The organism is Micromonospora inositola (genome assembly GCF_900090285.1).
In the GTDB taxonomy this organism is placed as follows: domain Bacteria; phylum Actinomycetota; class Actinomycetes; order Mycobacteriales; family Micromonosporaceae; genus Micromonospora; species Micromonospora inositola.
This window is the reverse complement of the sequence record NZ_LT607754.1, coordinates 4,441,214-4,465,145: the sequence shown is the minus strand read 5'-3', so window position 1 is coordinate 4,465,145 and position 23,932 is coordinate 4,441,214. Positions and strand designations below refer to the sequence as shown.

19 protein-coding genes are annotated in these 23,932 nt (G+C 76.0%); 9 read left to right on the top strand and 10 right to left on the bottom strand.

Features of this window, described 5'->3' with window-relative positions:
* Nucleotides 1–50: 50 nt before the first annotated feature.
* Both GA0070613_RS21265 and GA0070613_RS21260 read right to left on the bottom strand, forming a co-directional pair.
* A complete protein-coding gene (locus GA0070613_RS21265; protein ID WP_089013898.1) occupies nucleotides 51–821 on the bottom strand; it encodes a DUF5995 family protein in 771 nt (256 codons plus the stop codon).
* A 100-nt stretch (nucleotides 822–921) separates the two neighbouring features.
* Nucleotides 922–3,897 carry a helix-turn-helix transcriptional regulator gene (locus GA0070613_RS21260; protein ID WP_089013897.1) on the bottom strand — a complete coding sequence of 992 codons (2,976 nt, stop codon included), beginning with the start codon at nucleotides 3,895–3,897 and terminating at the stop codon, nucleotides 922–924.
* Nucleotides 3,898–4,143: 246 nt separating this feature from the next.
* On the opposite strand from GA0070613_RS21260, the gene GA0070613_RS21255 reads away from it, so the two are divergent.
* A complete protein-coding gene (locus GA0070613_RS21255) occupies nucleotides 4,144–6,642 on the top strand; it encodes an adenylate/guanylate cyclase domain-containing protein (protein WP_231929345.1) in 2,499 nt (832 codons plus the stop codon).
* Nucleotides 6,643–6,805: 163 nt separating this feature from the next.
* Here GA0070613_RS21255 and GA0070613_RS21250 read toward each other — a convergent pair whose 3' ends face one another.
* The 3 genes from GA0070613_RS21250 to paaK form a co-directional block, all read right to left on the bottom strand.
* The gene (locus GA0070613_RS21250; RefSeq protein ID WP_089013896.1) at nucleotides 6,806–7,372 is read right to left on the bottom strand and encodes a dienelactone hydrolase family protein; all 567 of its coding nucleotides are present in this window, start codon (nucleotides 7,370–7,372) and stop codon (nucleotides 6,806–6,808) included.
* 86 nt (nucleotides 7,373–7,458) lie between these two features.
* Nucleotides 7,459–7,842, bottom strand: a complete 384-nt coding sequence (paaI, locus tag GA0070613_RS21245) for a hydroxyphenylacetyl-CoA thioesterase PaaI (RefSeq protein WP_231929860.1) — start codon at nucleotides 7,840–7,842, stop codon at nucleotides 7,459–7,461.
* 37 nt (nucleotides 7,843–7,879) lie between these two features.
* Nucleotides 7,880–9,277: a phenylacetate--CoA ligase PaaK gene (paaK, locus tag GA0070613_RS21240; protein ID WP_231929343.1), complete on the bottom strand. Its 1,398-nt coding sequence runs from the start codon at nucleotides 9,275–9,277 to the stop codon at nucleotides 7,880–7,882.
* Between the two features lie 275 nt (nucleotides 9,278–9,552).
* On the opposite strand from paaK, the gene GA0070613_RS21235 reads away from it, so the two are divergent.
* On the top strand, nucleotides 9,553–10,026 hold the full coding sequence (locus tag GA0070613_RS21235) for a FluC/FEX family fluoride channel (protein WP_089013894.1): 474 nt from the start codon (nucleotides 9,553–9,555) through the stop codon (nucleotides 10,024–10,026).
* Nucleotides 10,023–10,385 carry a fluoride efflux transporter CrcB gene (gene crcB, locus GA0070613_RS21230; RefSeq protein ID WP_089013893.1) on the top strand — a complete coding sequence of 121 codons (363 nt, stop codon included), beginning with the start codon at nucleotides 10,023–10,025 and terminating at the stop codon, nucleotides 10,383–10,385. Before GA0070613_RS21235 ends, crcB begins: the two co-directional genes overlap by 4 nt.
* 307 nt (nucleotides 10,386–10,692) lie before the next feature.
* On the opposite strand, the gene GA0070613_RS21225 is transcribed toward crcB, so the two are convergent.
* Nucleotides 10,693–11,031, bottom strand: a complete 339-nt coding sequence (locus tag GA0070613_RS21225; protein ID WP_089013892.1) for a hypothetical protein — start codon at nucleotides 11,029–11,031, stop codon at nucleotides 10,693–10,695.
* Between the two features lie 196 nt (nucleotides 11,032–11,227).
* Entirely contained in the window at nucleotides 11,228–12,445 is a 1,218-nt protein-coding gene (locus GA0070613_RS21220; RefSeq protein ID WP_089013891.1) for an MFS transporter, read from the bottom strand.
* Between the two features lie 163 nt (nucleotides 12,446–12,608).
* Here GA0070613_RS21220 and GA0070613_RS21215 point away from each other — a divergent pair, with 163 nt between their 5' ends.
* Together GA0070613_RS21215 and GA0070613_RS21210 are read left to right on the top strand one after the other, a co-directional pair.
* Nucleotides 12,609–13,598 (top strand): LacI family DNA-binding transcriptional regulator, encoded by a 990-nt coding sequence (locus tag GA0070613_RS21215; RefSeq protein WP_089016100.1) that lies wholly within the window; start codon nucleotides 12,609–12,611, stop codon nucleotides 13,596–13,598.
* Between the two features lie 73 nt (nucleotides 13,599–13,671).
* Nucleotides 13,672–14,364, top strand: a complete 693-nt coding sequence (locus GA0070613_RS21210; protein ID WP_089013890.1) for an alpha/beta hydrolase — start codon at nucleotides 13,672–13,674, stop codon at nucleotides 14,362–14,364.
* 6 nt (nucleotides 14,365–14,370) lie between these two features.
* On the opposite strand, the gene GA0070613_RS21205 is transcribed toward GA0070613_RS21210, so the two are convergent.
* Entirely contained in the window at nucleotides 14,371–15,492 is a 1,122-nt protein-coding gene (locus tag GA0070613_RS21205; RefSeq protein ID WP_089013889.1) for an FUSC family protein, read from the bottom strand.
* A 122-nt stretch (nucleotides 15,493–15,614) separates the two neighbouring features.
* Nucleotides 15,615–16,037 (bottom strand): NUDIX domain-containing protein, encoded by a 423-nt coding sequence (locus GA0070613_RS21200; RefSeq protein WP_089013888.1) that lies wholly within the window; start codon nucleotides 16,035–16,037, stop codon nucleotides 15,615–15,617.
* Nucleotides 16,038–16,433: 396 nt separating this feature from the next.
* On the opposite strand from GA0070613_RS21200, the gene GA0070613_RS21190 reads away from it, so the two are divergent.
* The 3 genes from GA0070613_RS21190 (at nucleotide 16,434) to GA0070613_RS21180 (ending at nucleotide 18,853) form a co-directional block, all read left to right on the top strand.
* Nucleotides 16,434–17,039, top strand: coding sequence for a glycine zipper family protein (locus tag GA0070613_RS21190; protein ID WP_089013887.1), 606 nt, complete (start codon nucleotides 16,434–16,436; stop codon nucleotides 17,037–17,039).
* A 127-nt stretch (nucleotides 17,040–17,166) separates the two neighbouring features.
* A complete protein-coding gene (locus GA0070613_RS21185) occupies nucleotides 17,167–18,399 on the top strand; it encodes a DUF6745 domain-containing protein (RefSeq protein ID WP_089013886.1) in 1,233 nt (410 codons plus the stop codon).
* A gap of 10 nt (nucleotides 18,400–18,409) precedes the next feature.
* On the top strand, nucleotides 18,410–18,853 hold the full coding sequence (locus GA0070613_RS21180) for a hypothetical protein (RefSeq protein WP_089013885.1): 444 nt from the start codon (nucleotides 18,410–18,412) through the stop codon (nucleotides 18,851–18,853).
* Nucleotides 18,854–18,933: 80 nt separating this feature from the next.
* Here the strand turns inward: GA0070613_RS21180 and GA0070613_RS21175 are convergent, their stop codons facing one another.
* Nucleotides 18,934–19,581 carry a DedA family protein gene (locus GA0070613_RS21175; protein WP_089013884.1) on the bottom strand — a complete coding sequence of 216 codons (648 nt, stop codon included), beginning with the start codon at nucleotides 19,579–19,581 and terminating at the stop codon, nucleotides 18,934–18,936.
* 196 nt (nucleotides 19,582–19,777) lie between these two features.
* Here GA0070613_RS21175 and GA0070613_RS34040 point away from each other — a divergent pair, with 196 nt between their 5' ends.
* A complete protein-coding gene (locus GA0070613_RS34040) occupies nucleotides 19,778–23,911 on the top strand; it encodes a SpoIIE family protein phosphatase (protein ID WP_197698942.1) in 4,134 nt (1,377 codons plus the stop codon).
* Nucleotides 23,912–23,932 lie beyond the last annotated feature (21 nt).

The following is a 23,932-nucleotide window of genomic DNA, read 5'->3' as shown; positions in this document are numbered from 1 at the left end:
ATGTCCCCGCGTTCCGCCGACCGACGGAACGCGGGGACCCCCCGTCGCGGCTACTGCAGGAACGCCCCGAGGGGCGAGAGCAGCAGCCGACCGAGCAGCGCGGCGTTGTCGTCCAACCGCGTCCGCTCACACTCGCGGGCCTCCGGATCGTGCCGGCAGCGCCAGATCTTCTGCGCGTTGCGCCAGGCCACGTTCCGGGTGTACTCCACCAGCTCGCCCTGGTACCAGTCGTCGATGTCGCCGTTCACCATGTCGATCATGAGCTGCCAGTGGTCCAGGTAGCCCCGGCGCAGCTCGGGGATCCGCTCGGCGAAGATCTTGTTGATCTCCAGGTAGTCGCGGTGCTGGTCGCTGTCGTCGACCGGCTCGGACTCCAGGCTTTCCAGGGTGGTCACCAGCGCGAACGGCAGATCGAAGTTGATGTGCGCGTTCACCCCGGCGGCGGCCGACGGCAGCGGCCTGGTGTCCGGGCCGCGCATCCGCTGGAACAGGCAGGCCCAGGCCTTCGGCGTGCTCGGGCTGGACTCCGTCCAGAACCGCAGCGCGTCGAAGTACCGGGCGGCGAACTCGACGTCCAGCCGGGCCAGAAAGGCCGGGTCGGCGAAGCGGTCGTCGTAGAGGCCGTCCAGCACGCTGGTGGTGATGGTCAGGTAGAGCTTGTTGAAGTCCGCGAGGGGACAGCTCGCCTCCAGCGGCGGCAGCCGGACCAGCAGATCCTGCAGCTTTGTCAGGTGGTCGACGACCGCCGGCACGTCGGCCGGGTGGTCGGCGAGCAGCCCGACGATGTCCTGGTGCACTGGACCCCAGACCGGTTCGGTCATCTCTCCTCCACTGTGGCCGGCCACCCCCGTGCCGCCGGTGACGTGGGACAGCCTTCCAGCCGCGGCGGGCGGCCGGATCAGTAGAACGACGTATGTCGGCTCACCGGTCCGACGGCTGTTCGGCACGGTTGCGCAGGAAGATCGCGCTCGCCTGCACCCGGGTACGCACCTGGAGCTTGTCGAAGATGTGCGAGACGTGCACCCCGATGGTCCGCTCGCTGATGAACAGCCGCTGGCCGATCTCCTTGTTGGTCAACCCCTCGGCGACCGCGGCCAGCACCTCCCGTTCCCGGGCGGTCAGCACGGCCAACTCGTCGACGGCCGGCTCGGCGGGCGGCGCTTCGGCGGGACGGCGGGGGGCCGGCACCGGTGGCGCGCCGGCGGCCACCGGCCGCTCCTGCAGCGTCACCCGGGCCCGGCCGGCCAGGGTGCGGATCTCCGAGCTCAACGGCACCGCGCCGAGGCCCTGCGCCATCTGGTACGCCTGGCGCAGCAGCTTGCCGGCGGTCGCCACCCGGCTGCGCCGGGCGAGCAGCGCCTCGGCCTGCCGCAGCCGCGAGTACGCCGCCGGGTACGGGTGGTTCCGGTGGTCCCACTCGGCCGCCGACCGGGCCCACAGCTCCGGATCGCCCCGGCCGTCGAGCCGGCTCAGCTCGGCCGCGCAGAGCGCGAGGAAGCCGTCGACGATGTAGCGCACGGGGCGACCGGCGTGCTCGCTCTTGCGGGCCACCCGGTCGACCACCTCGCGCAGCCGGCGCACCGCCGTCTCGTCCACCTCGATGGTGCGGCTGGCGTGCGCCTCCGCCTCCGCCCGCAGGCCGTGCCAGGCCAGCGTGGCCAGCACGATGACGTCATCGGAGCGGCTCTCGGTCAGGCCACGTTGGACGGCCTGCCGGGCCAGGTCGTGCCGCCCCTCCCACATGGCCAGCCCGGCGCGCAGGATCAGCATCGGCAGCACGTGCCGGGCGCCGCCGCCGGCCAGCACGGTGGCCACCGCCTCCAGGTCCCGGTCGGAGGCCTCGATGTCGCCGTAGCCGACGGAGAGCCGGCAGCGGGCCAGCAGCAGCTCGACCGCGTCCGCGCCGGACGGGCGGTGCCGCAGGGCCGCCGCGACTACCTTCTCCGCCTCCGACCACTGCCCCACCCGGAACAGGCCGTTGGTGGCGATGGCCAGCAGCCGGGTCTCCCAGGTGCGGCCCAACCCCAGCTCGGCGACCCGCTCCGCGCCCCGGCGGGCCACCACCACACCCTCCTCGAGGATGTTCAGTGGGCCGGTCAGCAGCTCGGCCAGGTGCAGGTACGCGCAGGCCACGTCCTCCGGACGGCCGGACCGTTCGGCGACCCTCACCGCCTCCCGCATGACCGCCAGCCCCGCGTCCGGGTCCTCCAGGAACGCGTCGCTGAAGCCGAGCGCGGCGCTGGCCAGCACCACCTCCGAGGTGGAACCCTCGACCGCCTCGGCGAGCTGCAACGCCTCCCTGGCCTGCGCGCCGGCCTCCGCGTACCGGCCGAGGTGCAGCAGCAGCTCGGCCAGGTGGGCCGCGGCGGTGGCCCGCTCCCGCGGCGTGCAGTCGGCGGCTTCGAGGGCCCGGCGGTACTCCGCCTCGGCGGGCGCGGACCGCCCGGCGGCGGCCAGGTAGCGGGCCCGCCGGATGTGCAGGGCGCAGGCGGGCGGGCCGGCCGGATGCCGGGCCAGCTCCTCCAGCAGGGCCAGCGCGCGGGCGTGCTCGCCGCAGTGGTGCGCCGCCTCGGCGGCATGTTCCAGCAGCTCGGCGCGGTCCACCTCGACCGGGGTGAACCGGTCCTGGTCCGGCGGGATCACGGCCGGGGCGTCGGCCAGCTGCAGCGCCGCCGACCAGTGCCGGTGCGCCTCGGCGTAGCCGTGCAACCGTTCGGCCTCCCGGGCGGCGGCCATCGCGGCGGGCAGCGCGCGGGCCGGCTCGCCGGCCAGCCGCCAGTGGTGGGCCAGCCGGGCCTGGTGCAGCTCCGCGGTGGGCGAGGTCAGCGCCTGGGCGTAGCGCCGGTGCAGGGCGGACCGCTCGGCGGGCAGCAGTTCGTGCGCCAGCACCTCGGCGACCAGCCGGTGGCGCAGCCGGTAGCCGTCGTCGGCGCCGACCAGCAGCCGGTGCGCCACCGCGGCCCGGACCGCGTCGATCAGCTCCTCCTCCGGCAGCCGGACGATCTGGGCCAGCAGCCAGTGCTCGACCGGCTCGACGCCGGCAGCGACCGCGTGCACCACCGCGTGGGCGTGCTGCGGCAGGGCGTCGACCCGGGCCAGGAAGATCTCCCGGAGGGTGTCGGAGAGGCCGTCGCTGCCCTCGCGCAGGTCCCGGGCGAGTTCCTCGGCAACGAACGGGTTGCCACCGCTGCGCTGCCAGACCAGCTCAGCCGCCTCGGGGGTCAGCGGCCGGCCGACGACGGCCGCGGCCAGCCGGTCGGTGTCCGCTCGGTCCAGCGGCGCCAGGTCGACCACCCGGACCGAGCGCAGCCGGCGCAGCTCGGTGAGGACGCGGCGCAGCGGGTGGGCGCCCTGCAGGGCCTCCGCCCGGATCGCGGCGAGCACCGACAGTTGCAGGTCACCGAGGCCGGCGAGCAGGTAGAGCAGCAGCTGGCGGGTGCTCCGGTCGACCCACTGGAGGTCGTCCAGCACGACCACCAGCGGGCGACCGCCGGCGACCAGGTGCAGGCCGCGGGAGACCCGCTCGAGCAGCGCGCCGGCGCCGTCGGGCCCCGGGGTCTCGTCGTCGAACATCTGCAGCAGGCCGCGCACCGCCGAGGAGGTGCGGGCCTGCGCTCCCGTCAGCTCTGCGTCGAACCGGCGCAGCGCCTGCCGCAGCGGATGCAGCGGGGAGGCGTCCCCGATGTCCAGGCAGGTGCCGGTCAGCACCAGCGCGCCCGCGTCCCGCAGCCGCGCACTGACCTCACCCAGCAGCCGGGTCTTGCCCACCCCGCTCTCGCCGGTGAGGAAGACCGCCGCGGTGTGCCCCTGCGGAACGTCGTCGAGCAGCGCCGACCGCAGCGCCGCGAGCTGGTCGGCACGGCCGACGAGCGGTGCAGTGTCCACATCGGTGGCCATGGCTCGCAGCCTAATCACAGACTCCCCGACCGTTCTACGGGCTCAGGGCGCTTGTGGTACTCCTCGCGTCGACATTGCGACTAAAGGTTGCGGGTGGCCGACATACGTCGTTCTGCCGATCCCCCGAGAACCCGGTGGTGCAACTCTCCGAAGGTCGTCAGGCACCGGAGCGGGGGAAGGGTGGGTGCGATAGCAATGTCCACGACGCTGGGAGGTCGCGATGTCGTCAGTTCACCACGATGGCCGGTGCCGGAGGAGAGACGCACGGTCAGCGTGCTCTTCGCCGACATCGTCGGGTCGACCGGCCTGATCGAGCGGCTCGATCCGGAGGACGTGCGGGCCCTGCAGCGCGCGTACTTCGACACCGTCGCCGGGGTGCTGCGCCGGTGGAACGGCGTGGTGGAGAAGTACATCGGCGACGCGGTCATGGCGCTCTTCGGCGCGCACGCCTCCGACGGCTTCGACGCGTACCGGGCGGTGCGGGCCGGGCTGGAGATCCAGCGGGCCGTCGACCGGCGGATGCCGGCCGGCACCCGGCTGCGGGTCCGGGTCGGGGTGGCCACCGGCGAGGTCCTGGTGGACCTGGCCGCCACCCGCGACGGCGGTCACGGCACGGCCAGCGGCGCGGTCATCACCACCGCGGCCCGCCTGCAGGAGTACGCCCCGCCCGGCGCCGTGGTGGTCTGCGCCGCCACCCAGCGGGCCACCGCCGGCCTCGTGGAGCAGCGGCCGCTGGCGTCCATGACGGTCGCCGGCAAGGCGTTGCCGCTGGACGTCTGGCGGGTGACCGGGACGGGCCGACCGCATCCCACCCGGCACCACGGCCCCCTGGTCGGACGGCGCCGGGAGCTGGCCACCGCGGGCGACGAGATCGCCCGGGCGGTCCGGGACCGCCGGCCCCGGTGGCTCTCGCTGACCGGCCCGGCCGGCAGCGGGCGCAGCCGGCTGCTGCACGAGCTGGCCCGGGCGGTGTCGACGGTGGACGGAACGCCGGTGCGCTGGTGCGTCGCGCACTGCCCGCCGTACGCCCAGGGCGGTCTGGCGCCGCTGGCCGACATGGTCCGCGGGTTCGCCGGGGTCCGCGACACCGACCTGCCGCCGACCGTACGCCGGCGGCTGGCCGCGGCGCTCGACGGGCTGCTCCCGCCGGCCCGTCGCGGTCCCGTGGCGGACGCGCTGGCGGAGCTGCTCGCCGCGCCGGAGGACGCCGGCGCCGCGGACCGGGGGGCCGACGCCTGGCGGCGGGTCCTGCTGGAACTGGCCGCCGGTCAGCCGGTGGTGGTCGCGGTCGACGACCTGGACCGGGCGACGCCGGCGCTGAACCGCTTCCTGCACCAGCTCTTCGCCGCGGCGACCGAGCGGCGCCTGCCGCTGGCGGTGGTCGCCACCCACGGTTCCGGCTGGGCCGACGTGCTGCCCGGCGCCGGCGACCGGCGTCGCCGGGTGCCGCTGCCCCCGCTCGGCACCGTCGACACCGGACGGCTGCTGCGGCACCTGCTCGGCCGGGCCAACCGACCCGCCGCGCTGGCTCGGGACCTGCTGCCGCTGGTCGGGGGCAACCCGGCCGTCGCCGAGGCGTACGTGCGGGCGCTCGACGAGGAGTGCGGCGCCCCGGCCGGGCAGGTGCCCGACCCGGTGCGCCGGATCGTCGACGCCCGGCTGGACCGGCTGGACGGCGACCACCGGGCGGCCCTGATGGCCGGCGCGGCGCTCGGCGCCCGCTTCGCCGCCACCAGGGTCGAGCGGCTGCTCGGCTGGACGCCGGGCCGGGCCGAGCGGGTGCTGCGTGACCTGGTCGCGGGCGGCCTGCTGCGGCGGCCGGCCCGCGGTGGGTACGCGGTGGCCGAGCCGGCGGTGGCCCAGGTGGCGCGGTACCGGCTGCCCCGCGCGGTCCGGGCCGAGTTCGCCCGCCGGGCCGGGACGGCGTGCGACGGTCAGGCCGAAGCCGCCGCTGCCGTTCGGGCCGATGCCCACCTCAGCCTCGACGCCGGTGCCGGGTCGCACCCGGACCGCACACCCGGACCCGCCCGCCCAGCCGGCGTCCCCGCCGCCGCTCGATCGGCCGGCGCCGCCGTCGCCCCGCGTGCGGCCGACATGCCGGGCGCCGCACACCCCGTCGCGGGGCCCGCCGGTGCGCGACCGGCCACTTTGGCCGCCGGCAGGGTCGGCGCCACGGTGGCCGCCGGTTCGACCGACCTCCCGGCCGCCGTACACCTGACCGGTTCCTCCGGTGCCGGGCACCGGGTCGGGAGCGCGCGCGGTCGGCGGCGTCCGGCCGAGGCCGGCGCACAGCGCACCGCGACCGTCGGCGCCCGGCCCACCCCGGGCCACGGGTCCCCGCGCCCCGGGTCCGGCACGCCGACGTGGCCCGGACCGGACCGGGTGGGGGTAGGGCCGGCGCGCGTGGCCGGGGAACGGGAGAGCCATACCCTGCCCGTGCCGATCCACCAGCCCGGGCGGTCCCCGTCCCGGCTCCCGGCGCCGGGCGACGTGAGCCGGCGCGGCCTCGCGACCGTCGGGCCGCCGACGACCGCGCGGCGCGAGCAGGACGTCCCATCGGCCGGATCACCGCGCTCGACACCGTGGGCCGACCGACCGCGGTATCCCGCCCCACCCGCGGCGCTCGCCACGACGCGATCCACCCCGGGCGACGCCGCGACACCGCGCAGGCTGGCCGCCGCCGCGCCCCTCCCCCGCCGGACCAGACCCGCCGAGGCCGCAGCGGCCCGGCTCGCCGCCGCCTGACACCCGGCCAGGCGTGAGCGCTCCCGGGCCGGAGCCCGGCCCGGGCCCGGACGCACGCCCGGCACGACGGCCCGGGCGTCGCCGTGGCGACTTCCGGCAACAGCTCGACCTGCGCCGGGACGGTCAGCGGCAGGGCCGGTCGGAGGTGGGGTCAGCGGTCCGGTCAGAGGCGGGCGAGGAACGCCAGCGCGCGTTCCCAGGTCTGCTCGGCGGCCACCGGGTCGTGGTCGGGCAGGTCCGGGTCGGTGAAGAGGTGCCCGGGCCCCGGGTAGCGGTACACCGACAGGTCGGCGCCGGCGGCGGTCATCCCCCGCTGCCACTCGTCCACCTCGTCCTGCGGGTCGTACTCGTCGGGGTCGGCGAGGTGCAGCTGTACCGGCAGCCCCGGACGGACCGCGTCCGGCGCGCCCCCGGTGCCGTGCAGCAGGAGCAGGCCCGCGGCGGCGGGCCGCTCGGCGAGCAGCGCCCCGGCCACCCCCGCCCCCATCGAGAAGCCGGCCAGCACGGTCTCGGCCGGCAGGTCCCGCGCCGCGGCGCGGGCCCGGTCGAGCACCGTGTCCTGGCCGATCTTGTTGAGCAGGGCGAAGCCCTCCTCGACGGTGTCCACGGCCGGCAGGCCGTACAGGTCGGGGGTGACCACCTGATGCCCGGCCGCACGCAACCGGTCGGCGGCGGCCAGCACGGCGGGGCGCACCCCGTAGACGGAATGGAAGAGCAGAATCTGTCCCATCCGGCCATGCTGCCGCAGACCTCCGACATCGCGGCCACGCCGGGCCGCGTCGCGGGCCGCCACCCCACGCCGGATCCGCCGAGCGCTCAGCCCGGCTCGGCGCGGGACGCCAGCGTCCGGCTGCGGCCCCGGAACTCGGCGACCACCTCGTCGTCCCGCCAGACCGTGACGTCGTAGATGCCGCTGCGGCCGTACCGGGTGCGCTCGGTGGCCCGGGCCTCCAGCAGGTCGCCCTCGCGCACCGGGCGGAGGAAGCTGATCTCCCCGCCGGCGGCGACCGTGACCGGGCCGTGGCTGTTGCAGGCGAGCGCGAACGCGGTGTCGGCGAGCAGGAAGACGAACCCGCCGTGGCCGATCGCGTGGCCGTTGAGCATGGCCGCGGTCACCCGCATCCGGGCCACCGCCGCGCCGTCGGCGGCGGAGACCAGCTCGATGCCGAGCCCCTTGGAGGCCACGTCGGCGTCGAACATGTCGTGCGCCGCGGTACGGCCGCCGCTCTCCCCCACGTCAGCGCCCCCGCCGCTGGTCCACGATCCGGCGCATCTTGCCCATCGACCGCTCCACCCCGTCCGGCTCGACCACCTGCACCGCGACGCTGACCCCGATGGTGTTCTTGACCTGCTCCACCAGCGCCGCGCCGGCCCGCGCGGCCTCGTCGGCGGCCACCCCGACCCGACGCTCCACCTTGACGGTGAGGGTGTCCATCCGGCCCTGCCGGTCCAGCACGCACTGGAAATGCGGCGACAACGCCGGGGTACGCAGGATCAGCTCCTCGATCTGGGTGGGGAAGACGTTCACCCCGCGCACGATCATCATGTCGTCCGTCCGGCCGGTGATCTTCTCGATCCGGCGCATCGTCCGGGCGGTGCCCGGCAGCAGCCGGGTGAGATCCCGGGTGCGGTAGCGGACCACCGGCATGGCCTCCTTGGTCAGCGAGGTGAGCACCAGCTCGCCCTGCTCGCCGTCCGGCATCACCGCCCCGGTGACCGGGTCGATGACCTCCGGATAGAAGTGGTCCTCCCACAGGTGCAGGCCGTCCTTGGTCTCCACGCACTCGACGGCCACCCCGGGGCCCATCACCTCGGACAGCCCGTAGATGTCCACCGCGTGCATGTCGAGCCGCTGCTCCATCTCGCGGCGCATGTCCTCGGTCCACGGCTCGGCGCCGAAGATGCCGACCTTCAGCGAGGTGGACTTCGGGTCGACGCCCTGGCGTTCCATCTCGTCCACGATGGCGAGCATGTAGCTGGGGGTGACCATGATGACGTCTGGCTCGAAGTCGCGGATCAGCATCACCTGCCGCTCGGTCATGCCCCCGGAGACCGGGATGACGGTGCAGCCCAGCTCCTCGGCGCCGTAGTGCGCGCCCAGCCCGCCGGTGAACAGGCCGTAGCCGTACGCCACGTGCACCCGGTCGCCGGGGCGGCCGCCGGAGGCGCGGATCGAGCGGGCCATCAACCGGGCCCAGGTGGTGAGGTCGTCCTTCGTGTAGCCGACCACGGTGGGGCGGCCGGTGGTGCCGGAGGAGGCGTGCAGCCGGGCGACCCGCTCCCGGGGCACCGCGAACATGCCGAACGGGTAGTTCTGCCGCAGCTCCGCCTTGCCGGTGAACGGGAAGCGGGCCAGGTCGGCGAGCTCCCGGCAGTCGTCGGGGTGGACGCCCGCCGCCTCGAAGGCGCGGCGGTAGTGCGGCACGTTGTCGTACGCGTGCCGCAGCGACCAGCGCAGCCGGTCCAGTTGCAGCGCCCGCAGCTCGTCGACGCCGGCCCGTTCCACGGGCTCCAGCTCTTCCGGACGAGGGATGCGGTCCTGCACGGCTGCCTCCTGCGCGACGGTGCCCGACACGGGGCGACGCCGGGCGATGCTGCGTACCGTACGCCCGTACCGGCTGTCGTGCCAGGTCACGGCCCCGGCATCGCCCAGCGCCGATGGCCGCCCGGCGAGGCGGCGCAGTGGCGCGGGTCAGCGGGCGGCGGGCAGCCGGTGCAGCGCGTCCACCAGCGGCGCCAGCTCCGGGGTCCGCACCCCGTCGGCCAGGGCGTCGGCCAGCGGCCCACAGCGAGGGCTAAGCTCGGCCGGAGACCGGCGGTGGGGCCCGCCGTCCCGGGGTACGCCGGGAGAACCGCGACACGCTCGCCAACGGTCCCTGCCAGTGATGCCCGTCCTGGTGGGGAGGCACCGTGACACCACCACCCGAGTTCCGCGTCGACCCGGACGTCGACCTGCGCATACCCGCCGACCGGGCGGAGTTGACCGCGCACCCCGCGGCGGTGCTCGGCGCCATCGCCGCCGGCGGAGTGCTCGGGGGGCTGGCCCGGGCCGGCGTCCAAGCCGCGTTCCCGTACGCCCCGACCGGCTTCCCGTGGGCCACCTTCGGCATCAACCTGACCGGCTGCCTGCTGATCGGCGTGCTGATGGCGGTCATCGGGGCGCGCCCGGTCCACCCGTTGGTCCGGCCGTTCCTCGGCGTGGGGGTGCTCGGCGGCTTCACCACCTTCTCCGCGTACGCGGTCGACGCGCAGCGGGCGGTGGTGGCGGGCGCGGCCGGCACCGCGCTGGCGTACCTGGCGGCGACGCTGGTCGGCGCGCTGCTGGCCGTCTGGGCCGGGGACGCGATGACCGCCCGGCTGCTGGCCCGGCGGGAGGCGCGGTGACCGTCCTGCTGATCGCGCTCGGGGCGGCGCTCGGCGCACCGCTGCGCTACCTGACCGACCGGGCCGTGCAGGCCCGGCACGACTCGCCGTTCCCGTGGGGGACGCTGACCGTCAACGTGGCCGGGTCGCTGCTGCTCGGCGCGGTGGCCGCGGTGCCGGCCGCCTCGGCGGTGACCGCGCTGGTCGGCACCGGGTTCTGCGGCGCGCTCACCACCTGGTCCACGCTCAGCTACGAGACGCTGCGGCTGGCCCGGGAGGGCGCCCGCTTCCACGCCATGGCCAACGTGCTGGCCAGCGTGGTCGCCGGGCTGGGCGCGGCCTCGCTCGGCTGCGCCGTCGCCCACGCCCTCACCGCCTGACCCTGGTCACCTTCGGCACGGCGGTCGAGAAGACCAAGGTGCGGGTCAACGGCGTGGTTTCCCCGCGGGTGCGCCCGGTTCGAGTACTACTCCGCCCCGGGCGGCGCGCCTCGGGCCATTCCCCTGCTCGCCGCCTACCCCGGGTCCCGGACCTTCTCGTTCCGGTCGGCGACGATGGCGCACGGGCGGCTCGTGGCACACGCGGCCGACGGCCGACCGCTCGCCACGTACGACGACGAGCTCGCCGTCGCGTTCCGCGCGCCCCAGGGACCGTCCCGAGCCGGTCCGCCGGCAGGAGGTGAGAGGGTCAGCGGGCGCGGCGCTCCGGATGGGCCCGGTTCCAGGCCCGCATCCGCTCCGGGTAGCCGGTGCGGGCCGCCTCGTACAGCGGGACGGCGTGCTTCTGGGCGATCTTCGCGGCGGCGCGCGGCGAGCCGGTCCGGCGGCGGATCCACTCGCCGTCGTGGGCGATCGCGACCACGGTGGTGTCGGTCGCCGTGGTCTCCGGCTCCAGGTAGAACTCCACGCCCTGGCGGCTGGTCACGAACGCCTCCAGCGCGGCCAGGTCCTCCCCGGTCGCCTCGCGGTCGAGCTTCGTCGGGGTCGTCTGGTCGGCGGCCCGGGGCCGCCGGCTGAACCAGCCCATGTCGGCTCCTCTCCTCGGCGTCCCTCCCAGTGCAGCACCCCTGCCTGAAAATCGGCTGCGAGCCGGATGGGCGTGCGATGACCGCCGCCGACCTTGATCCACTCCGGATACCGGACATCGCGGTGTCCGATGATCCGGTCACCCCGATGTCCCGCCCGTGCAGTCGATCATGGCGGCGCCGCCCGGCCGCCGAGGGTCAGCGGGCCGGTGGGCGCAGCACCGGGACCAGGGCGAGGGTGGGCAGCAGCAGGATCGGCACGACCAGCAGCGCGCGCAGCGTGCCGACCTGGTCGCCGAGCAGGCCGAGCAGCGGTGGCCCGCCCAGGAACGCGGTGTAGCCGATCACCGCGACCACGCTGACCCGGGCCGGCGCCCGGTCCTCGTCGTCCGCGGCGGCGCTCATCCCGACCGGGAAGCCGAGCGATGCGCCGAGCCCCCAGAGCGCGACGCCGGCGACCGCCAGCGGCCCGGAGCCGGCCAGCACCGCCAGTGCGGCACCGGCGGAGGCGAGACCGATGGTGCCGAGCAGCACCGGCACCCGTCCCCAGCGGTCGATGGCCACGGTGCCGGCGGTCCGGCCGAGCGTCATGCCGACCACGAAGACGCCGAAGACGGCCGCGCCGACCGCCTCGCTGACCCCGTACCCGTCGACGAAGGCGACCGCCAGCCAGTCGTTCGCGCTGCCCTCGGTGAACGCCATCACCAGCACCAGCAGGCCGACGAGCAGGGTGCGCGGCTCCCGCCAGGCGGCCAGCAGCGCCCGCCGCCGGGCCGCCGGCTCCGCCGGGCCGTCGGCCTCCGCGGCGGCCGGCAGGAAGGACCGGGCGCCGAGCAGCGTGCCGACCAGCACCACCGTCGCCAGCGCGGTCAGGTGCACCCCGACCGGTACGCCCACCCGGGCCGCCCCGGCGCCGATCCCCGCCCCGGCCACCGAGCCGAGGCTCCAGGCAGCGTGGAACCGGGGCAGGATGGTCCGGCCCAGCCGCTTCTCGACGGCCGCGCCCTCGATGTTCATCGCCACGTCGCAGGCGCCGGACCCGTAGCCGAGGGCGAACAGCCCGACGGCGACGCCGGCCAGCGAGCCGGCGAGCCCGGCGGAGAGCCCCACCACCGTCATGCCCACGGCGACAAGCAGGGTCGACGTGGCCACCGTCCGGGCCGGCCCGAGGCGCTGGGTGACCAGGCCGGCGGTCGGCATCGCCAGCAGCGCGCCGACGGACATCGCGAGCAGCAGCAGGCCCAGCCGGCCCGCGCTCAGTTCGAGGGACTCCTTCACCGCGGGGACCCGGGAGAACCAGGTGGCCACCGCCAGCCCGTTGAGGGCGAACACGACCGCCACCCCGGTACGGGCGGCCAGGACCGGCCGAGGTACGGCGCGCGGCGCGGCGGTCGGTGTGTCGGTGGTGCTGCTCACAGCGCTGTGGCCCTCTCCCCGGTGAACTGTCTCGACGACGATCGCACACCTGAGAGCGCTACCACCACAAGCCGGAGCCGCCCCTTACCGGCTACCGCCGCGACGCGGCATGATGCCGGAGTGGGCCGGGCGCGGGGGCGCGACCGGACGGCTGGAGGACGACATGAGCACGCCGACGACACGCCCGGCGACCCTCGACGACGTCGCCCGGGCGGCCGGGGTGTCCCGGTCGACCGCGTCGCGGGTGATCGCCCGCACCGGGTTCGCCTCGCCGGCCGCCCGGGACCGGGTGGCCGCCGCCGTCGACCGGCTCGGGTACGTGCCGAACCCGGCGGCCCGCGCCCTCGTCCGCGGTGCCGGGGTGCGGCTGGTGATCGCCGTTTCCGGGACCGATGCCACCGTCCTGGACGACCCGTACGTCGACCGGGTGGCGGGGACCGCCGCCCGGGTCTGTGCCCCGCACGGTCTCGGGGTGGCCCTGGAGTGGCTGCCGCTGCGCGGCCCGACCGGCCTGCGGCGGCTCGGCGAGGACCGGGGCGTCTGCGGGGTGGTGCTGGTCAACACCACCCAACCCGTGCTGGACGCGATGCCGGCCGGCCTGCGCGGCCGGGTCGCCTCGATCGGCATCGGCTCGGTGGCCGTGCCCTCCTTCGACGTGGACAACGGCGCGGGCGCCGACGCGGTGGTGCGGCACCTGTGCGACACGGGCCGCCGCCGGATCGCCATGGTCACCGGCCCCCGCTGGCTCACCTGCGCCGGGCGGTCGGTGGCCGCGTACCGGGCGCTGATGCGGGCAGCCGGGCTGCCGGTGCGGCTGGTGGCCGGCGACTTCACCGCCGCGCGGGGCGGCCGGGCGGCGCTGGAGGTGCTCAGCCGGTGGCCGGACACCGACGCGATCTTCGCGGCCAGCGACGCCACCGCGCTGGGCGCGATCTCCGCGCTGCGCGGGCGCGGGATCCGGGTGCCCGGCGACGTGGCGGTGGCGGGCTTCGACGACATCCCGTACGCGGCGGTCAGCACCCCCGCGCTCACCACCGCCACCCACCCGGTGCGGCGGATCGCCGAGGCGGCGGCCACCGCGGTGCTGGACGGCCGCCGGGTGCCGCCGGTCACCGCGTTCCCGTCGACGCTGGTCGCCCGCGACAGCGCCTGACCGGGCGGGTGGTTGACCGGCGGGAAGCGGGGTAACCGCCCGGGGATCCGCCGACGGGAGGGGGCGAGACGAGGTGACCGAGCCCGCGCCGCCGCACCGGCAACCCGAGGAGGGCCCGCGGCACGGCCGGCTGAGCGCCCGCCCCGCCCCGCCGACGGGACACGGGGCGAGCGGCCTGGTCCCCGTGCCGGCCCCGGACGGCGGGCCGCCGGCGCTGGCGTACGCGCCGCCCGGCGACGGGCCGTATCGGCTGGTGGTGCTGCTGCACGGGGCGGGCGGGACCGCCCGGCAGGGACTCGACCTGCTGCTCCCGCTGGCCGACGCGCACCGGCTGCTGCTGCTCGCCCCGCAGGCCACCGCGAGCAGTTGGGACCTGGTCGGCGAGGGGTACGGCCCCGACGTGCGTCGGATCGACGAGCTGCTCGGCGTCGTCTTCGGGGCGTACCCGGTGGCGGGCGTGGCGCTGGGCGGCTTCTCCGACGGGGCGTCGTACGCGCTCTCCCTGGGCCTGACCAACGGCGACCTGGTCGACGCGGTGCTGGCCTTCTCCCCCGGCTTCGCCGCGCCGCTGGTGACCCACGGCCGGCCACGCGCCTTCGTCTCGCACGGCAGCGACGACCGGGTGCTGCCGGTGGACGTGTGCAGCCGGCGGCTGGTGCCCCGGCTGCACAGCCTCGGCTACCCGGTGGAGTACGCCGAGTTCGCCGGCGGCCACGAGGTGCCGGCGGAGATCCGGCAGCGGGCGGTGGCCTGGCTCGCCGGCTGACGCCGGTCAGGCGGGTCCGGTGACCGCGGCGTCCACCCGGCCCAGCACGGTGGCGTCGTCGTCGACGCCGACCCCGCGGAGCAGGTCGATCGCGGTGGCCCGGAGCTGCCCGATGATCATGGCGAGCGGGAGGGTCTGGCCGGGGGTGAATAGCCGCCCGGCGACCCGGACCGCCGCCAGCGCCGCCTCGTCGGCCCGCTCGGCGTGCCGGTCGGCGACGTCGTCCTGCCCGCCCAGGTCGGCGGCGAGCGCGTCGCCGGCCGCGCGGACCGCTTCGGCCAGGGTGCGGACGGCCGCGCCCAGGTCCGGCGGCGCGGGCGCCGGTCCCCGGACCAGGGTGACCGCGGCCCGGGCGAGCACCCGCACGTTGCGGACCGCGTAGTCGATCTGCCGGATCGAGCCCTCCACCGAGCGGAGCCGCCCGATGTGGCGGCGTCGGCGCAGGTTGAGCCGCAGCGCCTCACCGGCGGCGAGCACCGCGCCGCGCAGCCGCTCCACCCCGGCGTCCGCCTGCCGGGCCCGCTCCAGCGCGGCCAGGGCGGCCGCCTCGTCGCCCCGGTCGAGGGCCACCGCGATCTCGTCGAGCAGCCCGGCCAGTTCCTGGAAGGTGTTCCGGAACTCGGCGACCAGCGGCGCGAGCGGGCGCCGGGCGTCGATGAGCTGGCTCGCCACGACGGCCACCGCGCCGCCGATCAGCGCGTCGACGAACCGGAACGGGATCAGCGACCCGGTCGGCGGCGCGACCACCACCAGGTAGAGCGCCGAAACGGCGGCCTGCACGACGGAGACCGAGCTGGCGCCGAGCGCCACCGCCAGGGCGACGGTCAGCAGGATGACGGTGAAGACCGTCCAGGTGGTACGCGGACCGAGCGCCTGGACGACCAGGTCGGCGACGAGCACCCCGGCGGCCACCCCGAGCAGCACCTCCACGGCCCGGCGAATCCGCTGGCCCCGGGCCTGGCCGAGCACGATCAGCGCGGCGGCCGGGGCGAAGAACGGCTGCGGGTGGCCGACCAGCCGGGTGGCCAGGACCCAGGCGAGGGTCGCCGCGAGGGTGGCCTCCACCACCGGCAGCCAGCCCCGCCGCAGCCGCCCTGCGGCCTCCGGGAACCAGCCCCTGCGTGCCATCGCCGCCTCCTCCGCCGCCGGACCAACCCACCCATGGTGCGCCGGCCGGCCCGGACGGCAGCGCTCGGGTGGCCTGAGCCGGCCGGCTCAGCCGCCGGCGCGGTCCGGGCGGGCGATCGGCGTCAGTCGGCGGCGGCGAGGCGGGCGTACTCCGGGGAGGTCAGGAAGCGGGTGAGCAGGTCCGCAGTGCCCGGGGTGTACGGCCGGCCGTCCAAAAGCTCGTCCGGGGTGGTGAAGACGATCGCCGCGCCCTCGCCGAGCACCACGTCCCGCTGCGCGGCCCGGGTCGCGCCGCAGAAGTAGTGCTTGACCCGGTCGAGCTCGGGCAGCTCCTGGGTGGCGAAGTGGCGCAGCTCCCCGTCGGGGCGCAGTCCGGTCTCCTCCCACAGCTCCCGGAGGGCGGTCTCGTCGATGGTCTCCCCCGGCTCCCAGTGCCCGCCGGGCAGGCCCCAGACGTTCGGATGGTGCGGGGCGTGCGCGTCGCGGAGCTGGAGCAGCAGCCGCCCGGCGCGGTCGACCAGCAGGACACAGGCGATCGGGTGCATCCGGCCAACCTACTGCCCGGCGCCCGCCGCCGCGGTCCCGGCCGGTCAGCCCCGGGCACGCCAGACGGGGCTGTCGACATAGTGGTTGTCGAAGCGTTCGCCGCTCGCCGCGATCTCCGCCGGGTCGGCCTCGCCCCGATGCACCCGCGTCTCTCGGACTCGTCGGAAAGGGACGTCGGGTCCGTAAGATCGGCGACAGCACGGTCACGCTGCCGATCGCCGGCGGCGTGCTCCTGCCGCTGCTGGTCGCCGTGGTCGTCGTACACCTGCTCCGCCGCCCGCGACCTGGCCACCACGGCCCCGACCGCCGCCGTCCCGCGACCGCGCCCCCGGCCGACCATCCGAGGCCGGGTCTGACCCGGCCGTCCGCTCGTGGGTCTGAAGGAAGGTGAGCTCATGGTCTTCGGCATCGTCAGCGCCGCCGTCCACATCGTCCTCGGCGCCCTGTTCGGCCAGTGGGTCGGCGGCACCCTCGGCCTGGTGATCGGCGCCGCCGTCGGGCTGCTCGTCGGCGCGCCCTTCGGCTGGGCGATCAGCTCCGCCGGCACATACGGCCCGGACGCGAAGGGGATCCTCCTCTTCGTCGTCGACCACACCTGGAGCCTGCTCAACACCGCCGTCGGGGCGATCCACCTCGCCCTGCACCTCGTCTTCGGGCACCAGCTCGACCGGGTGGTCCCGGCCAGCGGTCGGGTCAACGTGGTCGAGGGGGTGTCGCCCCGATACGCCACCACCATCGGCACGGTCTGCGCCGGATCCAGTCCCGGCATCCAGCGGCACGAGGACGTGCACATCCTCCAGGCCCGGCTGCTCGGCCCGCTCTACCTGCCGCTGGTCATGCTGAACTACGCGCTGTTCACCATCGCCCCGGTCTGGCTGCTCTGGCACGACCACACGAACGCGCCGATCAACCGCTTCACCCGCTACTTCGAGATCGGCGTCTACCCGCACGTCTGGAACGAGGCCGTCGCGTACCGGATCCAGGGGACCCCGCCGCGATGACCGGAGCGACCGAGAAGGGCGTCGCGGACCTCCGGAGGCTCCGCCCCGATACCGCCTTGCGGGACGGGCGCGGCTCTGCCAGCATCGGGTCCATGATCGAGAGAAAGGGCGTGCGCGCCCTCGCGCGATGAGCGCGCGTAACCGGCAGCGGGCCAGGCGCCGCGCCGGAATCGGCCCGGACCAGGCGGCGCACCTCGACCGCTGGCACCGGGCGGCGGAGATCCGCGACGAGTGGTTGCGGATCGCCCTGCACACCGAACCCGCCGACCGGGAGACCGCGGAACGGGCCATCACCGGCCTGTACGCCCTGCTCGGCCGGCGCCGCCCCCGTTTCCACTGGGCGGCGAGCCCCCGGCAGGCCGTCGACCTGTTGGACGAACCCCCGATCCGGCTCGGCGGGCCGGTCGACCCCACCGCCGGCTGGTACGTGGCCCACCAGCTCGCCGTCGCGGCGCACCAGCTCGGCGGCCGGCTCGACGAGCGGGCGGGCCCGGCCGGAGCGTTCTGGTGGACGACCGAGCAGATCGTCCGCACCCGGCCGCCGGCCGACGCGCTGGCCGCCGGCGTCAGCCTGGCGGAGCTGCTCGTCGTCGGGGTGCGCGACTCGCTGAACCGGTCGGTGCACGACGGGCTCCGGACGCCGCTGCGGGCCGCCCTCGCCGAGGCGGTCGGCGAACCGCCCGGCCTGCGCTGGCACGGGCAGCACGACGCGCCCTGGGTGGCGTACCACGACGTGCGGCGGCGGCTGCGGCCCGGGCTGTTCCACCCGGACGACGACCGGCAGCTCGACCTCTGGGCCGACGTCGCCCGCTCCTGCGGCTGGTGGTGGCCGCGGGAGGACGTCTGCGTGGTGACCGAGCGGACCAGCGTGGCGCACACCGAGCCGCTCCCGGGGGCGCTGCACGGCGAGGTCCGCACGCACAACCGGCACGGGCCGGCGGTCGGGTACGCCGACGGTTGGGGTGGCCACGCCTGGCACGGCACCGCCGTACCGGCGTGGGTGATCGACGAGCCGACCGCGGAGCGGATCGGGGCGGAACGCAACGTCGAGGTGCGCCGCTGCGCGATCGAACGCCTCGGCTGGGACGCGTACCTCGACCAGGCCCGGTTGGCGCTGGTCGCCGAGGCGCCTGACCCCGGCAACCCCGGCTGCCGGCTCCAGCTCTACGACCTGCCCCAGCGCGTCTGGGGCGCACCGGCCCGGGTCCTGCTGGCGGTCAACGGCTCCGTCGAACGCGACGGCCACCGCCGCCGGTACGGCCTCAGCGTCCCCGCCGACCTCGACGACCCGGTGGCCGCCGCCGGCTGGTCGTACGGCCTCTCCGGCGAGCAGTACGCCCGACTCCTCAGACGAACCTGAAGGTGATCACATGGACCTGACCCTTGAAGAGCTGACCGACCGCACCGGACTGACCGTTCTCGACCACCTGGAGCAGCAGGTGCGCATCCCCGTCCTCGACGGGCTCCAGGCCCAGGGCGACCTGATCGTCATCCCCCTCGACGTGCTCGACGACGTCGAGGTGCCGGCGCGGGCGCGCTGGCGTCCGGTGCCGCCGGCCGGGGTGGAGCTGCTGCGCGGGGCGGCCGGCGGCAACCCGCACACGCTGGTCGCCGAGTCGGGCGCCGCCGAGTGGACCACCGAGGTCCACGACCGGCAGCGGCTCGCCGTCGGGGTGCTGCGGGCGACCCGGCCCGCGTACCTGATCCATCCTGAGCACGGCGGCTCCGGTATCGCGCCGGGGACGTACCTGGTCCGCCGGCAGCGTGAGCGCAGCACCCAGCGCGGCCAGGCCGACTTCCTGGTCGCCGACTGACGGCGGGGTCGGGCCGCCGCCGCGACGGCGAGCGTGGCGGCGGCCCGACCGATTCCGCCCACATCCTGCGCCGACCGCCGTCACTCCGTCCGGACCCCGTCGGCGCGCTCCCCGGTTCGCTCCCGGCGCGCCGCCCGCCGGCCCCACCAGATCCGTACCGCGATCGCCAGCAGGACCACCGCGAACAGCGCCTCCCCGCCCAGGCCGAGTCGCCGCTCCAGCAGCCGGTACGAGGCGCCGGCCAGGTAGCCGAGGACGGCCACGGTCACCGCCCAGAGGGCGCCGCCGGTGACGTTGGCCAGGGTGAAGGTGCGCTGCGGTATCCCGCTCATGCCCGCGAGTCCCGGCACCAGCGCCCGCAGCGCGGCCGCCCAGCGGCCGAGCACCACCGCCAGGGCGCCCCGCCGCCGGATCAGCGCGAGCGCCCGCTCCACCTGCCCGGAGCGGACGAACCGGCGCGGGGTCCGCTCCAGCAGCCGGCGACCGTAGCGGCGACCGACCAGGTAGCCGATCTGGTCGCCGAGGGCCGCCCCGACCACGGCCGTGACCACCACCGCCCAGAGCGGCAGTCGCCCCTCGTGGGCGAGGACCCCGCCGACCAGCACGGCCACCTCCCCCGGCACGAGCAGGCCGAGGAAGGTCGACGCCTCCAGCGCCGGGAGCAGGAAGACCAGGGCCAGCACCAGGGCCGGCGGCAGCGCCACCAGCAGGTTCAGCACCCGGTCCATCGGGCGATTGTCACCTGGGCGCGTAGGGTCCGCACCTGCATCGCTGGCACTCGTGGGCAGATGATCGTGCTGATCCGGAACCGGCCGGGTCGGGGAATGAATCGCGCGACTGCCGGGGACAATAGGCGGGGACGGGACGGTGACAGCGCGAACGAGCGCCCAGGCCCGAGGACGTGAACGGGACGGGGGGCCGGGCGTGAAGGATGGGACAGCCGCCGACGAGCTGTTTCCCGGCGACGACCCGACCAGCGCCGCGCACCGGGCGACGGACTGGGCGGCGACCCCGCTGGGGCCGCCCGGCAGCTGGCCGGAGGAGCTGCGGTCCGCGGTGCGCACCCTCATGCCTTCCCGGATCCCGATGCTGCTCTGGTGGAGCCACGAGCTGGTGCAGATCTTCAACGACCCGTACACAAGCGTGCTCGGGGACAAGTTCCCGACGGCCGTCGGACAGCGGGCGGCGGACTGCTGGGCCGAGATCTGGGACATCGTCGGTCCCCTGACCGAGCGGGCGCTGGGCGGAGAATCCACCTACTCCCACGATCAGTTGCTCTTCCTGCTCCGACACGGCTTCCTGGAGGAGACCTACTGGACCTTCTCCTACAGCCCGATCGAGGACCCCGCAGGGCGGGTCGGCGGCGTCTTCGTGGCCACCAGCGAGGTGACCGGCCAGGTCGTCGGCGACCGTCGACTGGCCCTGCTGCGGCGACTCGGTGAGCTGTCGATCGCCGAGGCGGACAGCGCGACGGACGCCGTCCGGGCGGCCGCCCGGATCCTCGGCGGCGGGCCCGCCGATCTCCCGGTCGGCATGGTGTACCTGCGGGAAGACCAACTGGACAGCGCCGACGGCCCGGCGCGGGAGGGCGATGACGTGCGCCTGGTGGCGTCGTTCGGCCTCGTTGAGCCGGCCGAACCGTCCGCCGTCGCCGGCACGCCGCCCGAGGTCGCGGAGGCAGTCAAAACGGGACGGCCGGTGCGGATCACGGGCCTCACCGGGACGACCTGGCCGACGGTGCGCACGGACCGCGTCGGGGAGCCGGCCGCGGTCGACGAGGCGGTGGCGCTGCCGCTGCTGGCCATCGGGCACCGCCGGCCGGTCGGGGTGCTGGTCCTCGGCGTGAGCCCCTACCTGGCGCTCGACGAGCCGTACCGGCACTTCCTCGACCTGGTGGCCAGCCGGGTCTCCACCGCGCTGACCGACGTGCTGGCGTACGAGGCGCAGCGGCGACGGGTCGCCGCGCTGGCCGAGCTGGACGCGGCCAAGACCGAGTTCTTCACCGACGTCAGCCACGAGCTGCGCACCCCGCTGACGCTGATCATAGGGCCTGTGCAGGAGAGCCTCGCCGACGAGCGGGAGCCGCTGCCGCCAGCCCAGCGGGAGCGGCTTGAGCTGGTGCACCGCAACGCCGGCCGGCTGCACAAGCTGGTCAACGACATGCTCGACTTCGCCCGGGTCGAGGGCGGCCGGCTGGAGGCGGAGCGGGTGCCCACCGACCTGGCGGCCCTCACCCGGGGCATCGCCGAGTCCTTCGGGTACGCGATGGAGCGGGGCGGCCTGGCCTTCGAGGTGGACGTACGGCCGCTGCCCCGCACCGGGTACGTGGACCGGGACATGTGGGAGAAGGTCGTGGTCAACCTGCTCTCCAACGCGCTGAAATACACCCTCGCCGGCACCGTCCGGCTCCGGCTGGCGGGCGACCACGACACGGTGACCCTCTCGGTCAGCGACACCGGCGTCGGCATCCCGGCCGACCAGCAGCCGCTGCTGTTCCGCCGCTTCCACCGGGTACGCGGCAGCGGCGGGCGGTCCCACGAGGGCGCCGGCATCGGGCTGGCCCTGGTCCAGGAGCTGGTCCGGCTGCACGGCGGTGAGGTCGGCCTGCGCTCGATCGAGGGCGAGGGCTCGACGTTCACGGTACGGATCCCGTACGGCCGGCCCACCGCCGAGCGACCCGGCGGACCCGTCCCGGCGCCCGGGTCGTACGGCGACCAGGCCCTGCGCTGGATGCCGGAGGCGCTGCCGGGCCCGGCGGCGACCGACCGGGCCGGCGGCCAGGCCCCGCCGGCGGGCGCGCCGACGGTGCTGGTGGTGGAGGACAACCGGGACCTGCGCGGGTTCCTGGTCAGCCTGCTCGGGCCCTCCTACCGGGTGCTCGCCGCCGAGGACGGCCGGGCGGCGCTCGACCTGGTCGCGACGGAGCTGCCGGACCTGGTCCTCACCGACGTGATGATGCCGCGGATGGACGGCTTCGCCCTGCTGACGGCGCTGCGCGGCGACCGGCGCACGGCCGGCGTGCCGGTCATCCTGCTCTCCGCCCGGGCCGGCGAGGAGGCGGTGGTGGAGGGGCTGCGGGCCGGCGCGGACGACTACCTGCCCAAGCCGTTCTCCTCCCTCGAACTGCTCGCCCGGGTCCGGGCGCACCTGGAGCTGGCCCGGCTGCGCAACCGGGAGGCGACCTGGCGCACCGCCCTGATCGACTCGTTGCAGGACGCCTTCGTGGTCTACGACGCCAGCTTCACCCTGGTCGAGGCCAACCACGCCTTCTGCCGGCTGCTCGGCCTCGACCGGCTGGAGCTGCCGGCACCGGCCCCGCACCCGTGGTGGCCGGACCCGGACACCGAGCCGGCGGACCGGCGCGAGGTCGAGGCGGCGATTCGGGAGATGCGGACGGCCGACGGCGGGCGGGTGACCGCGCCGCTGCGGCACGCGGACGGGCATCGCATCTGGGTGGAGGCGGTCTACAACGCGCTGGGGGAGCCCGTCACCGGCCAGCGGCTGCACGTGGCCACCCTGCGCGACGTCACCGCCGAGATCCGCGCCACCGCCCGGCAGGCCGCGGTGACCGCGCTCGCCACCCGGTTGGCCAGCGCCAGCGACATCACCGAGGTGCTCGAGGGCGGCCTCGCCGAGCTGGGCGAGCTGCTCGGCGGCGCGCGCGGGGTCGCGGTCAGCCCCGACCCGGCCGGGACGCCCGTGGTGGTCGGCGCCGGGCTGGAGCTGACCCCGCAGATCCGGCGGATCCTCGACCCGACCGGGCCCGCGGACGACCCGTACCTGGCCCGCGACGACGCCGGGCGGGTGACCGGGGTCGGGGCGCGCGTCGATACGGGCATCGGCGTCGCCGGGATCTGGCTGGAGCCGGACGCGCCCCGGCCGATGTCGGCGGTGGACGCGCCGCTGATCCGCCAGCTCTGCGCGGCGCTGGCCCAGGCGCTGGTCCGGGCCCACGCCTACGAGACGCAGCGTGGCGTGGCGTTGGCCATGCAGCGGGCGATGCTGGGGCCGACCGACCTGCCGGCCGGCTTCGCGGTCCGCTACGAACCGGCGGTACTCCCGCTGGAGGTGGGCGGCGACTGGTACGACGTGGTGCCGATGCCGGGCGACCTGTTCGGCGTGGTGGTCGGCGACTGCGTCGGGCGGGGGCTCTCGGCGGCCACCGTGATGGGCCAGCTGCGCAGCGCCTGCCGGGCGCTGCTGCTCCAGGCCAAGAGCCCGGCCGAGGTGCTCTCCGCGCTGGACGGCTTCGCCCGGCTGACCCCCGGCGGGGCCTGCACCACGGTGTTCTGCGCGATCATCGACTGCGCCGGCGGCGAGCTGCGCTACTCCTCCGCCGGCCACCCGCCGGGCATCCTGATGCACCCTGACGGCGCGACCGAGCTGCTGGACGGGGCCGGTTCGGTACCGCTGGCCAGCGTGGCGGTCGACCGGCGCCCGGAGGCGGTCGCCGCGGTGGTGCCTGGTTCGACCCTGCTGCTCTACACCGACGGCCTGGTCGAGCGGCGCCGGGAACTGATCGACGCGGGCATTGCCCGGGCGGTGAAGGTGCTCACCGACGGCCGGGGGCTGCCGGAGGGGGCGCTGGTCGACCGGCTGGTGCGCGATCTGCTGCCGGCCTCCGGCAGCGACGACGCCGCAGTGCTGGTCTACCGGCACCGGGCGCCGACGGTCTTCACCGCCTCGGTACCGGCCGACCCGGCCGAGCTCGCCCCCACCCGGGAGCGGCTCCGGGCCTGGCTGCACGACCTCGGTGTGGACGAGTGGGACGTCCAGACGGTGCTCATCGCCACCGGTGAGGCGTGCGCGAACGCGATCGAGCACGGCTACCGGTTCGCCCCCGGCGCGATCACCACCCTCCGCGCCGAGCTGCGCGAGGACCGGCTGGAGATCGAGGTCCGCGACCACGGCGGCTGGCGGGAGGGCGACCCCGACGACGGCGCCGACCGGGGCCGGGGACGGTTGATCATGGCGCGGGTGATGGACGAGGTGACGATCGTCGGCGCGCCCGAGGGGACGACGGTCCGGATGGTGAAACGACTCTCCGGCGGGTCCTGAGCGCCGCCCACCTGCGCTATC

What these genes read in the sequence shown, in the direction of transcription:
- GA0070613_RS21265 (WP_089013898.1), bottom strand. Translation starts at nt 821, where the DNA reads ATGACCGAACCGGTCTGGGGTCCAGTGCACCAGGACATCGTCGGGCTG.
- GA0070613_RS21260 (WP_089013897.1), bottom strand. Translation starts at nt 3,897, where the DNA reads ATGGCCACCGATGTGGACACTGCACCGCTCGTCGGCCGTGCCGACCAG.
- GA0070613_RS21250 (WP_089013896.1), bottom strand. Translation starts at nt 7,372, where the DNA reads ATGGGACAGATTCTGCTCTTCCATTCCGTCTACGGGGTGCGCCCCGCC.
- paaI (WP_231929860.1), bottom strand. Translation starts at nt 7,842, where the DNA reads ATGTTCGACGCCGACGTGGCCTCCAAGGGGCTCGGCATCGAGCTGGTC.
- GA0070613_RS21225 (WP_089013892.1), bottom strand. Translation starts at nt 11,031, where the DNA reads ATGGGCTGGTTCAGCCGGCGGCCCCGGGCCGCCGACCAGACGACCCCG.
- GA0070613_RS21215 (WP_089016100.1), top strand. Translation starts at nt 12,609, where the DNA reads ATGAGCACGCCGACGACACGCCCGGCGACCCTCGACGACGTCGCCCGG.
- GA0070613_RS21205 (WP_089013889.1), bottom strand. Translation starts at nt 15,492, where the DNA reads ATGGCACGCAGGGGCTGGTTCCCGGAGGCCGCAGGGCGGCTGCGGCGG.
- GA0070613_RS21200 (WP_089013888.1), bottom strand. Translation starts at nt 16,037, where the DNA reads ATGCACCCGATCGCCTGTGTCCTGCTGGTCGACCGCGCCGGGCGGCTG.
- GA0070613_RS21190 (WP_089013887.1), top strand. Translation starts at nt 16,434, where the DNA reads ATGGTCTTCGGCATCGTCAGCGCCGCCGTCCACATCGTCCTCGGCGCC.
- GA0070613_RS21185 (WP_089013886.1), top strand. Translation starts at nt 17,167, where the DNA reads ATGAGCGCGCGTAACCGGCAGCGGGCCAGGCGCCGCGCCGGAATCGGC.
- GA0070613_RS21180 (WP_089013885.1), top strand. Translation starts at nt 18,410, where the DNA reads ATGGACCTGACCCTTGAAGAGCTGACCGACCGCACCGGACTGACCGTT.
- GA0070613_RS21175 (WP_089013884.1), bottom strand. Translation starts at nt 19,581, where the DNA reads ATGGACCGGGTGCTGAACCTGCTGGTGGCGCTGCCGCCGGCCCTGGTG.